Origin of the sequence: Kocuria sp. (assembly GCF_030530945.1) — a bacterium.
GTDB lineage: Bacteria > Actinomycetota > Actinomycetes > Actinomycetales > Micrococcaceae > Kocuria.
Map to the genome: position 1 here is coordinate 23,276 of NZ_JAUMTZ010000018.1, position 11,108 is coordinate 34,383.

General features: G+C 72.1%; 12 protein-coding genes and 1 tRNA gene. 10 read left to right on the top strand and 3 right to left on the bottom strand.

Annotation, left to right across the window (positions count from 1 at the left end):
* Nucleotides 1-157 precede the first annotated feature (157 nt).
* The 3 genes from Q4A22_RS11585 (at nucleotide 158) to Q4A22_RS11595 (ending at nucleotide 2,689) form a co-directional block, all read left to right on the top strand.
* Nucleotides 158-766 (top strand): hypothetical protein, encoded by a 609-nt coding sequence (locus Q4A22_RS11585; protein ID WP_303179647.1) that lies wholly within the window; start codon nucleotides 158-160, stop codon nucleotides 764-766.
* Nucleotides 767-881: 115 nt separating this feature from the next.
* Complete coding sequence (locus Q4A22_RS11590) at nucleotides 882-1,490, top strand: FABP family protein (RefSeq protein ID WP_303179649.1); 609 nt, start codon at nucleotides 882-884, stop codon at nucleotides 1,488-1,490.
* Nucleotides 1,487-2,689 carry a folate-binding protein YgfZ gene (locus tag Q4A22_RS11595; RefSeq protein ID WP_303179651.1) on the top strand — a complete coding sequence of 401 codons (1,203 nt, stop codon included), beginning with the start codon at nucleotides 1,487-1,489 and terminating at the stop codon, nucleotides 2,687-2,689. The genes Q4A22_RS11590 and Q4A22_RS11595 overlap by 4 nt, the downstream gene beginning before the upstream one ends.
* Nucleotides 2,690-2,732: 43 nt before the next feature.
* Here the strand turns inward: Q4A22_RS11595 and Q4A22_RS11600 are convergent, their stop codons facing one another.
* Nucleotides 2,733-3,764, bottom strand: coding sequence for a 6-phosphofructokinase (locus Q4A22_RS11600; protein WP_303179653.1), 1,032 nt, complete (start codon nucleotides 3,762-3,764; stop codon nucleotides 2,733-2,735).
* Nucleotides 3,765-4,024: 260 nt separating this feature from the next.
* Between Q4A22_RS11600 and ppk2 the strand changes: the two genes are divergently transcribed.
* From ppk2 to Q4A22_RS11615, 3 genes are all read left to right on the top strand, one after another.
* Complete coding sequence (ppk2, locus tag Q4A22_RS11605; RefSeq protein ID WP_303179656.1) at nucleotides 4,025-4,936, top strand: polyphosphate kinase 2; 912 nt, start codon at nucleotides 4,025-4,027, stop codon at nucleotides 4,934-4,936.
* Between the two features lie 58 nt (nucleotides 4,937-4,994).
* A complete protein-coding gene (locus tag Q4A22_RS11610; protein ID WP_303179657.1) occupies nucleotides 4,995-5,618 on the top strand; it encodes a hypothetical protein in 624 nt (207 codons plus the stop codon).
* 74 nt (nucleotides 5,619-5,692) lie between these two features.
* On the top strand, nucleotides 5,693-7,156 hold the full coding sequence (locus Q4A22_RS11615; RefSeq protein WP_303179659.1) for a PepSY domain-containing protein: 1,464 nt from the start codon (nucleotides 5,693-5,695) through the stop codon (nucleotides 7,154-7,156).
* A gap of 251 nt (nucleotides 7,157-7,407) precedes the next feature.
* On the opposite strand, the gene Q4A22_RS11620 is transcribed toward Q4A22_RS11615, so the two are convergent.
* Nucleotides 7,408-7,776 carry a hypothetical protein gene (locus tag Q4A22_RS11620; RefSeq protein WP_303179661.1) on the bottom strand — a complete coding sequence of 123 codons (369 nt, stop codon included), beginning with the start codon at nucleotides 7,774-7,776 and terminating at the stop codon, nucleotides 7,408-7,410.
* Between the two features lie 2 nt (nucleotides 7,777-7,778).
* Entirely contained in the window at nucleotides 7,779-8,990 is a 1,212-nt protein-coding gene (locus Q4A22_RS11625; protein ID WP_303179662.1) for a pyridoxal phosphate-dependent aminotransferase, read from the bottom strand.
* 242 nt (nucleotides 8,991-9,232) lie between these two features.
* On the opposite strand from Q4A22_RS11625, the gene Q4A22_RS11630 reads away from it, so the two are divergent.
* The 4 genes from Q4A22_RS11630 to rplK all read left to right on the top strand — a co-directional run.
* Nucleotides 9,233-9,305: transfer RNA gene (locus Q4A22_RS11630), tRNA-Trp, on the top strand.
* A 63-nt stretch (nucleotides 9,306-9,368) separates the two neighbouring features.
* Entirely contained in the window at nucleotides 9,369-9,635 is a 267-nt protein-coding gene (secE, locus tag Q4A22_RS11635) for a preprotein translocase subunit SecE (protein WP_303179664.1), read from the top strand.
* A 46-nt stretch (nucleotides 9,636-9,681) separates the two neighbouring features.
* The gene (gene nusG / locus Q4A22_RS11640; RefSeq protein ID WP_303179666.1) at nucleotides 9,682-10,566 is read left to right on the top strand and encodes a transcription termination/antitermination protein NusG; all 885 of its coding nucleotides are present in this window, start codon (nucleotides 9,682-9,684) and stop codon (nucleotides 10,564-10,566) included.
* A 135-nt stretch (nucleotides 10,567-10,701) separates the two neighbouring features.
* The coding region (rplK, locus tag Q4A22_RS11645; RefSeq protein WP_303179668.1) for a 50S ribosomal protein L11 at nucleotides 10,702-11,108 on the top strand (407 nt) is incomplete at its 3' end.

An 11,108-nucleotide genomic window follows, 5' to 3' on the forward strand; every position in this document is an offset into this window, starting at 1 on the left:
GCCGGACCCGCATGGGCACGGCTGATGTCCGGGCCAGTATAGGTGCGCCCGAACCGTCCGGCCCGGTGTGGGCGGCGTGCGGGCGGCGGCCCGTTACGCTGAGTCCCGGGAGGACACCGGCCTCCCGTCCACACCCCGGCCCGAAGGGACCCCCGCCATGAGGTACGCGCGCATCGTTCTGGCAGCCCTGGTGGCGCTGGTCCTGGCGCTCGCCGCGGGCGTGATCGGCTCCTGGGCACCGCTGGTGGTCTCCGTGGCCATGGCCGTGATGATCGGGGTGGGCTGGCCCGCGGCCGCAGGGATCCACGCCCGCCGCCGCCACAACGTGCTGATCGCGGTGGCCGGGACCCTCGCGTGCCTCCTCGTCCAGCTCGTGCCGTCCCAGCGGCTGGTGTGGCTGCCCGCGGTCATCGGGGTCTCGTTCATGGCGGTGTGCGTGGCGGAGCTCGTCCGCGGGGAGGGCGCTCGGCACCGGCTGGAGTCGGCCCTGGCCTCCGTCACCGGCGTGCTCGCGGCCGTCGCCTCCTCGGGGTGGATCGCCTTCTCGCGGGTGGCCCACGACCAGGGTCTGAGCGGCTGGCTCACCGTGGCGGGCGTGGGTGCCCCCCTCACCGTGATCCTCGCGGTGGCGGGTGCCCGCGTGATCTCCGCGGCCCCCGCGAACCTCAAGCGGCGGGGCATGGTCACCCTCGGGGTGACCCCCGTGGCGCTGCTCGGAATGGTCGCCGTCTTCGCCGGTCAGGTGCTGGCCGCCGTGGTAGCGTGAGGCCATGCTTGCACTCGAAATCTTCTACCTGGTTCTCCTGGGTCTCGCCACTCTCGCGATCCTCGGCATCTCCGCGAAGGTCGTGTTCAGCCTGTTCAAGGGGCAGATGTAGCTCGTGCCCATCGAGATCCCCACAGACCTCACCCCCGAGCTCGTCCCCTTCGCGTGGCTCCTGGGCACGTGGGAGGGCAACGGTTTCATGGGGTACGGCGACGCCGAGCAGCGTGCCTTCCGGCAGCGAGTCACGTTCGAGCAGACCGGCCTCCCGTTCGTGGTCTACCGCGCGCGCACCACGCTCCTCGACGACGAGGGCGAGCCGCAGCGCGAGGCCACCTACGAGCAGGGTTTCTGGGAGCTCGCCCGTCCCCGTGAGGCCGGGGACATCGGCCCCGGCATGCTGCCCCCGGACCCGCTGCCCGTGTTCACCTCCGCCGAGGACGTGGAGCGGCTGCGCAACGCGGACGGCGGCTTCGACATCTCCGTGACCATCGCCCAGCCCGGCGGTGTGGCGGAGCTGTACCTCGGCCAGATCAAGGGCCCCCGTGTGGACCTGCGCACGGACGCCGTGATCAGGGCCCAGGGCGCCAAGGAGTACCAGTCCGGCACCCGCCTCTACGGCCTGGTCAACAACCACCTCATGTGGGCCTGGGACATGGCCGCGGAGGGCCACGAGCTGGCCACCCACGCCTCTGCCGAGCTCACCAGGGTGGAACCCCAGCTGTGACGGACGGCTCGTACGCCTCCGTCCTGCTGCGGCGCCACGGCGCCGTGGGCGCGGGCGGGCAGGACATGGGCGTGGCCGCCCACTACGGCGACCCGGTCCGGGAGCAGCGGGCCCTGGCGCGCGGACGGGCCGTCGTGGACCAGTCCCAGCGCGGCGTCGTGACCGTGAGCGGACCCGACCGCCTGAGCTGGCTCACCACCCTGTCCTCCCAGGTGCTCACGGGCCTGCGGCCCGGCCAGAGCGCCGAGACCCTCTTCCTGAGCGTCCAGGGGCGTGTGGAGTACGCACCGCACGTGCTGGACGACGGCACCACCACGTGGCTCCTGACCGAGCGCACCGAGGCACCCGGGCTCACCTCGTGGCTGGAGTCCATGCGCTTCGCCCTGCGGGTCGAGGTTCAGGACCTCAGTGACCGGTGGGCCCTGCTCGCCGCCACCCGGGACCTCACCGCGGAACTGACGGACGCGCTCGCCGGGGAGCCCGCACCACCGGAACCCGTGCTCGTGTGGCGCGACCCCTGGCCGGAGGTGGACGCCGGCGGGCACGCCTACGCCACGGTCCAGGACCACCCCGGAGCGCAGCGGCCGTGGTTCGAGCACCTCGTGGCACTCGACGCGCTCGACCCCGCGGTGACCGCGCTGGAGGAGCACGGCGTCTCCCTCGCCGGCTCCTGGGCCGCGGAGGCCCTGCGGATCGAGGCGTGGCGCCCCCGGTGGGGAGCCGACACGGACGAGAAGACCATTCCCCACGAGCTGGACTGGATGCGCACCGCCGTGCACCTGTCCAAGGGCTGCTACAAGGGCCAGGAGACCGTGGCCCGTGTGCACAACCTGGGGCACCCCCCGCGCAGGTTCACGTTCCTGGACCTGGACGGCTCGCAGCACACCCTGCCCGAGGCCGGAGCCACGGTGGAGCTGGCTGGCAGGACGGTGGGCCGCGTGACCGCCGCGCAGCTGCACCACGAGGCGGGGCCCATCGCCCTGGCCGTGCTCAAGCGATCGGTGGACCCCCAGGCCGTGCTCACGGTGCGCGGCACCGTGGAGCAGGCCCAGGGGGAGGGCCACACCCCCGGGGACGTGGCCCCCGCCGAGCAGTGGACCGCCTCCCAGACGCCGGTGGTCCCCCCGGACGCGGGGTCCGTGGTCGGGCGCGCCCAGGGCCTCATGCGCGGTCCCCGTGGCGGGGGCTCCCGCCCCTGACCCTCCGCCGTGCGGTGGCCAGGGACGGGAGCCCGCACCCGGATCAGCGGCCGAAGAGCTCCTTGGCCTCGTCGTAGCGCTCCCGCGGAACGGCCTTCAGGCCGTCCAGGGCCGCGGAGAAGTCGACCCGCACCACATCCGTGCCCCGCAGGGCGCACATCTTGCCCCACTCCTGCTCGTTGACCATGCTCACCGCGGCGATGCCCAGGCGGGTGGCCAGCACCCGGTCGAAGCCCGTGGGGGCGCCGCCACGCTGGATGTGCCCCAGGATGGTGTTGCGGGTCTCGATGCCCGTGATCCGCTCGAGCTCCTGGGTGACGAACTCCCCGATGCCCCCCAGACGGGGACGCCCCGAGGCCTCCACACCCTTGCCCGCGATGGCCTCCTCCCGGTTGTCCGGGATGAAGCCCTCCGCCACCACCACCAGGGGTGAGCGCCCGCGGTCGTGGACCTCCTTGACCCACTCGGAGACCTGCTCCATGGACTCCCGGAACTCGGGGATCAGGATGGCGTGGGCGCCGGCGGCCATCCCGGAGTGCAGGGCGATCCACCCCACGTGGCGGCCCATGACCTCTGCCACCATGCAGCGGTGGTGGGACTCGCCCGTGGTGCGCAGCCGGTCCATGGCGTCCGTGGCGATCGAGACCGCGGTGTCGAAGCCAAAGGTGTAGTCGGTGGCCTGCAGGTCGTTGTCGATGGTCTTCGGCACGCCCACCATGGGCAGCCCCGCGTCCGCGAGGCGCTTGGCGCCGGCCAGGGTGCCCTCGCCGCCGATCGCGATCACGGCGTCGATCCCGTGGGAGTCGAGGACCTTCGCGATGTTCTCCGGTCCGCCCAGGGGGCCGTCGAACGGGTTGGTGCGGGAGGTTCCCAGGATGGTGCCGCCCTGGCGCGCCAGGCCTCGCACGCTCTGGCGCGGCAGCTCGACGACGTCCCCCTCCACCACGCCCCGCCAGCCGTCCTTGAAGCCCACGAACTCGTGGCCGAAGGATTTGATGCCGTGCAGCACCGCACCGCGGATCACCGCGTTGAGTCCGGGGCAGTCCCCGCCGCTGGTCATAAGCCCGATTCGCATGTGCTTCAGTGCTCCTCTAGAGATTCGCGTGCTACTTGGCACCTCCATTCTAGTGACGCCCGGGGTGCGCACCCCGGCTCCACCGCGCGGTCGTGACCCGTGCCGTGGCGGTGGCCCCGGGCGGACCGGGGGCGGGGCAGGGACGGACACGGGCGACGTCGTCGGGCGGCTTCCGTGCCACGGGCACCGGCGCGGCAACTAGGATCGGGGCGGGACAAACGAACCCGCTGTTCGCGACACCAGGCCACCAGGAGGACACCATGACCGCCCAGCAAGAACCGGCCCGTGAGAACCTGCGGGAGTTCATCGACAAGCTCGTGGACCAGGGGTACACGGTGCGGGACGGGCAGTCGCCGGACCCGGACCTGATCGACCCGGGGGGAAGCGCCGTGGAGACCTGGCGCGAGGGCTACCCGTACGACGAGCGCATGTCCCGCGAGGACTACGAGCTGGAGAAGTACCAGCTGCAGATCGAGCTGCTGAAGTTCCAGTACTGGGGCCAGGACAACGACCTCAAGCACGTGATCGTCTTCGAGGGCCGGGACGCCGCCGGCAAGGGCGGGACCATCAAGCGTTTCACCGAGCACCTGAACCCCCGTGCCGCGCGGGTGGTGGCGCTGAACAAGCCCTCGGACCGCGAGCTGGGGCAGTGGTACTTCCAGCGCTACATCCAGCACCTGCCCACCAGCGGGGAGATCGTGCTCTTCGACCGCTCGTGGTACAACCGCGGCAACGTGGAGCGGGTCATGGGCTTCTGCACGGACGAGCAGTACGAGTCCTTCATGCAGCAGGCCCCCGTGTTCGAGAAGATGCTCGTGGACTCCGGGATCCACCTCACCAAGTTCTGGTTCTCCGTGACCCAGCACGAGCAGCGCACGCGCTTCGCGATCCGCCAGATCGACCCGGTGCGGCGCTGGAAGCTCTCGCCCATGGACCTGGCGTCCCTGGACCGGTGGGAGGACTACACCGTGGCCAAGGAGGAGACCTTCCGCCGCACGGACACGGACCACGCCCCGTGGATCACCATCAAGTCCAACGACAAGAAACGCGCCCGCCTCAACGCCATGCGCTTCTTCCTGAACCAGTTCGACTACGAGGACAAGGACACCTCCGTGGTGTACGACCCCGACCCGCTGATCGTGCGCCGCGGCCGGGACGCCGTGGACGACTGAGTTCTCACCCGCACACCCCGCACCACCCGACGAGGCCCCGATGCAGCGCAGCGCGCCCGTGAGTCGCCCAGCCCGGTTCTTCCGTGGCTGGGCGGCCGCCGGCACCAGCATCCTCTGCGCGGCCACGTCCCACTGCGCGGTGGACCCGGAACCGCCCGGCGTGCTGCTACTTGCGGTGGCGTTCTCCCTGGCCGGAATGGTCTGCGTGCTGCTCGCGGGCCGGCGCATGGGGGCGTTGCGCACCGGGTGCGCGGTGCTGCTGAGCCAGGTGCCGTTCCACCTGGTCTTCTCGGGCGGCGGGCACTCGACGTCCCCCGCCGCCTCGCCCGCGGATGTGGCGGCGCTCGCCCACGCGCACCACGACCCCTCCGCGCTGCACGCGGTGGCCGGCCACGGCGCCGCCCTGTCCGACGCCGCCGTGACGGGCCACGGCCCGATGATCTGGGCCCACCTCCTGGCCGCCGCCGTGACCTTCGTGCTGCTGCGCCACGCCGAGGACGGCTGGTGGCGCTTCCTGGAAGCCGCCGCACGGTTCCTCTTCACGGCCGTGGAGCTGCTGCGCCCGGTCCTCGTGCCGTGCCACGGGCCGCGTCCGGTCCCGCTGGCCTACCTCCTGCCACCCCTCGCGTGGTCACCCGTGCGCGTCATCTCGCGGCGCGGGCCCCCTCTCCTCTCGGTCTGAGCAGTCCACCACCGACCACACCCCGGCGCTGCCGGGGTGCCGTCGGCCTGTCTTCCGTCGAGAGGTACTTCACCATGTCCACAGCACTGGATGCACCGTCGTCCGAGCGCGCCCGCACGGGCCCGCAATCCCCGTCCGCGTGGCTGCTGCCGCTGCTGCGCAGACTCCACTTCTACGTGGGGCTCTTCGTGGGCCCCTTCCTGGTGGTCGCCGCCGTCACGGGGGCCCTGTACGTGTTCACCCCCCAGCTGGAGCGGGCGGTCTACGCGGACGCCCTCACCGGCACCACGGCCGCCCAGCCGCTGAGCCTGGACCAGCAGGTGGCCGCCGCGCGCGGGGCGACCGGCACCGGCGAAGCCCCGGTCGCCGTCCGCCCCGCGGCCGAGGGCGGGACCACGCGCGTGATGTTCGCGGACCCCTCCCTGGACCCCGGGGAGTCCCGCGCGGTGTTCGTCGATCCGGGTACCGGGCGCATCACGGGCGAGCTGACCGTGTACGGCACGAGCGGTGCCCTGCCGCTGCGCACCACGATCGACCGCCTGCACCGGGACCTCCTGCTCGGCGAGCCCGGGCGGCTCTACAGCGAGCTGGCCGCGTCCTGGCTGTGGGTCCTGGCCCTGAGCGGCGTGACGCTCGTGGTGCTCCACCGGCGTCGCGTGGCCCGGGGCCGGCGCGCCCGGGTGAGCCTCGTGCCCCGCCCGGGGGAGGCCAACGCCTACCGGCGCACGCGCTCGTGGCACACCGCCACCGGCGTGTGGCTCGCCGTGGGGTTCCTGTTCCTGGCGGCCTCGGGCCTGACGTGGTCCGCGCACGCGGGCGAGAACGTGTCCCAGCTGCGCACCGCGCTGGACTGGACCACTCCCAAGGTCTCCACGGACCTCGGCGGCGGCTCCGGGACGGCCGCCGGTGACGAGCACGCCGAGCACCACCACCACGACCACCACGCCATGGCCGCCGGGGCCGGGTCCTTCGACGCGGTGCTGGCCACCGCGCGGGACGCGGGGCTGGACTCGCGGGTCGTGGAGATCAAGCCGGCCGCCTCGGACGGGGCCGCGTGGACGGTCTCGGAGAACGAGCGCTCCTGGCCCACCCAGGTGGACAGCGTGGCCGTGGACCCGCACCGGCTGCAGGTCACCGACCACGTGCGGTTCTCCGAGTGGGGCCTGCCCGCGAAGCTCACCCAGTGGGCCATCGCCGCGCACATGGGGCTGCTGCTCGGGCTGCCCAACCAGCTCGTGCTCCTCGCGCTCGCCGCGGCCATCGTGGTGCTGGTGGTGAGCGGCTACGCCATGTGGTGGCGCCGCCGCCCCACGCGCGCCTCGAACGTGCAGTTCGGTCCGCTGCCTCCGCGCGGCGCCCTGCGCGCCACCCCGGCGTGGGCGTGGGCCGTCCTGGGACTGGGGGCGCTCGCGGTGGGGCTGTTCGTCCCGCTGCTGGGGCTGTCGCTGCTGGGCTTCCTCGCGGTGGACCTGCTGCTGGGACTCCGGGCACGACGCCGCTCGGGCGGCACCACGCCCCGGGTCACCTCGCGGGGGTGAAGACAGCCGTGGGCCCCACCTCCCGGTGGGGCCCACGGCCGGGGGGGGGCGCAGCGCGGGGTGCGGGGCGCCGGAGCGGGGGTCCGGCGGCGGCGCGCCCGCAGGTGTACTGGTACACCCCGGCCGCGGCGGGCCCCCCCCCCCGCCCGGGGCCCCGGGGGGGGGGTCCCCCCCGCGGGCCCCCCCCCCGCGGGCGGGCCCCCACGGCCGGGGTGCGGCGCAGCGCGGGGTGCGGAGCGCCGGAGCGGGGCTCAGGCGGCGTCGCGCCGGAAGTTGTACTGGTCCACCAGGGCCCAGGAGGCCGCGGCGTTGACCGCGGTGACCGTGAGCACGGACGGCCAGGCGCCGAGCTTCTTGGCCAGCGGGTGGGACAGCCCGAAGCCGGCCACGTACAGGGTGCTCAGCCCCGCCGTGGTTGCGGGCCCGGCGGAGGCGAGCCAGGTGCGTCCGGCGGCCACCCCGCACGCGGCGAGGGCCACCCCGCCCAGGGCGCGGACGCCGGTGGCGCGCGCGAGGCCGTAGCCGCCGATCAGCCCCGCGGTCACCAGCGCGGCGCTGGGAACGGCCACGGGCGACGGCAGGTGAGCGGTCACGGTCTTCAGTGCATCGGTGGTGCTCATGCTCAGTTCTTTCCTCCCAGGAAATTCTGCAGTCGGGTGATGCCCTCGGCGAGGTCGTCGTCGCCCAGGGCGTAGGACAGGCGCAGGTAGCCGGACGGGCCGAAGGCCTCCCCGGGCACCACGGCCACCTCCGCCTTCTCCAGGATCAGCTCCGCGAGCTCGGCGGAGGTCTGCGGCGTGACGCCGTCGAACTCGCGTCCCAGCAGCCCGGTGACGTCCGGGTAGGCGTAGAACGCGCCGGTGGGCACGGGGCAGTTCACGCCGTCGATCGCGTTGAGCCCGGCCACGATGGTGCGACGACGCCGGTCGAAGGCCTCGCGCATGGCCGCCACCTGGTCCATGGGGCCCTCCAGGGCGGCCAGGGCGGCGGCCTGAGCCACGTTGTTCACGTTGGAGGACAGGTGGGACTGCAGGTTCGTCGCAGCCTTGACCACGTCCTGCGGCCCCACCAGCCAGCCCACGCGCCAGCCGGTCATCGCGTAGGTCTTGGCCACGCCGTTGAGCAGGATGAGGTTCTCGTGCAGCGCGGGGACGGCCTGCGCCATGGACACGAACTCCACGCCGTCGTAGGTGAGGTGCTGGTAGATCTCGTCGCTGATCACGAAGATGCCCCTGGCCGCGGCCCACTCGCCGATGGCGCGGGTCTCCTCCGCCGTGTACACGGAACCCGTGGGGTTGGAGGGGGAGCAGAAGAGCAGCGCCTTGGTGGCGGGGGTGCAGGCGGCCTCGAGCTGCTCGGGGGTCACCTTGTAGTCGTTCTCGGCGCCCGCGAACACCTCCACGGGGTTGCCCCCGGCCAGGCGGATGGCCTCGGGGTAGGTGGTCCAGTACGGGGCGGGGAGCAGGACGTCGTCGCCGTCGTCCACGACCGTCTGGAAGGCCTGGTAGACCGCCTGCTTGCCGCCGTTGGTCACCAGCACCTGGGAGTCCGCCACGGCCCAGCCGCTGTCCCGCTCGGTGGCGCGCGCGATGGCCGCCCGCAGCGCCGGCCTGCCCGCGGCGGGGGAGTAGCGGAAGTTCGCGGGGTCCTTCAGCGCCTCCGCCGCGGCGGCCACGATGTAGTCGGGCGTGGCGAAGTCCGGCTCGCCCGCGCCGAAGCCGATCACGGGCCGGCCCTCCGCCTTCAGGGCCTTGGCCTTCGCGTCCACCGCGAGCGTCGCGGACTCCGCGATCGCCGCGATCCGGTGCGAGATGCGCTGCTGCGCTGGTGACATGTGATCATCTCTCCTGGGCTGGCTGGGCAGCGCCCGCGCCGTGCGGCCCGGGCGGATGGGACTCCAGCTTAGGGCGCGGGGCGCAGGCTTTGCACGGACCCGCGCCGTTCGCGTACCATGTCCTGTTGGTGCCTTCACCGTGGCCGCCCACGTCCCCGGGACGCGGCAACCGGTCCGGTGCGCCGAGCCGGTGGTAGGCTCAGGCACCGTGTTCCCGTCAGCGTTCTGCGCGCAGGAACCGAAGGGCAGTGGCGCAATTGGTAGCGCAGCGGTCTCCAAAACCGCAGGTTGCAGGTTCGAGTCCTGTCTGCCCTGCTTCACGACCCACCACGGCACGCACACCACCGCCGAGAAGTTCATTCACGCAGGGGAGAGCCGATGTCGCACACCGTCGCAGGTCAGACCCCGGGTCAGCCCGCCGAGACCGATCGCAGGCGGGGAATCCTCGGACGCATCTGGCTGTTCATCCGCCAGGTGGTGGGCGAGCTCAAGAAGGTCGTCACCCCGTCCCGGCGGGAACTCGTCAACTACGTCCTGGTCGTCCTGGTGTTCGTGGCGTTCATGATGGTCCTGATTTCCCTGCTGGACCTGGGGTTCGGTCAGCTGGCCATTTGGCTGTTCGGCAACGGCGACCAGCCCCAGTAACCACCCCCACCTCCGTTCAGGCGCCCACAGAAAGCAGGAACTCCCAGTGACCGATCACGAGCTCGACAACGACGACGCCCAGTCCGCGCCGCTCGACACCCCCCGTGGCGACGACGCTCGCGACGGCTCGGCGGAGGACGTGACGGACGCGGGTCAGGCCGTGGAGATCGTCGAGACGGAGCAGGACGTCACGGACGAGCAGGCCGTGCAGGAGGCAGACCTGCAGACCGCGGAGGGCAGCGGCGAGGCCGTTCCCGTGCCGCTGGTCGAGGTGCAGGTCAGCGAGGAGGCGGCCGAGGAGGACGTGGACCCCGTGGCCGAGTTCAAGGCCTCGCTGCGCCGCCAGGAGGGCGACTGGTTCGTCATCCACACCTACGCCGGCTACGAGAACCGCGTGAAGACCAACCTCGAGACCCGCATCCAGTCCCTCAACATGGAAGAGGACATCTTCCAGATCGAGGTGCCCATGGAAGAGGTCGTGGAGATCAAGAACTCGCAGCGTAAGACCGTGCGCCGCGTGCGGATCCCCGGCTACGTCCTGGTGCGCATGAACCTCACCGACGCCTCCTGGGGCGCCGTGCGCCACACCCCGGGTGTCACCGGGTTCGTGGGCCAGGACGCCTATAACCCCGCCCCGCTGCGCCTGGACGAGGTGTTCGACATGCTCGCCCCCACGTTCGAGACCCCCGAGAAGGCCAAGGGCCTGGGCGAGACCTCCGGCACGGGTGCCGGCGGTCAGGGCGCGGCCCCGCAGGTCACCGTGGACTTCGAGGTGGGCGAGTCCGTGATCGTGAAGGAGGGCCCCTTCGAGACCCTCCCCGCCACGATCTCCGAGATCAAGGTGGAGTCCCAGCAGCTGGTGGTCCTCGTGTCCATCTTCGAGCGCGAGACCCCCGTGACCCTCGGCTTCGACCAGGTCACCAAGATCTAGTCCCCCGCAGACTTCGGATCTCCCCGGACGTGCTTTGGTCCGGGGACTTTCCGTCCGGTCGCCGCGCCACGGCGACCACCCGCCGTCGTACGCTCCTGTGCGGCGGTACGCACAGCTAAGAAGAAGGACCATCACATGGCTCCCAAGAAGAAGAAGGTCTCCGGCCTGATCAAGCTGCAGATCCAGGCGGGCGCCGCCAACCCGGCGCCCCCCGTGGGTCCCGCGCTGGGTCAGCACGGCGTGAACATCATGGAGTTCTGCAAGGCCTACAACGCGGCCACGGAATCCCAGCGCGGCAACATCGTCCCGGTGGAGATCACCGTCTACGAGGACCGCTCCTTCACGTTCGTCACCAAGACCCCGCCGGCCGCGCAGCTGATCAAGAAGGCCGCGGGCGTCCCCAAGGGCTCCGGCGTGCCCCACACCAACAAGGTGGGCAAGATCACCATGGACCAGGTCCGTGAGATCGCCGAGACCAAGAAGGAAGACCTCAACGCCAACGACATCGACGCCGCCGCGAAGATCATCGCCGGCACCGCCCG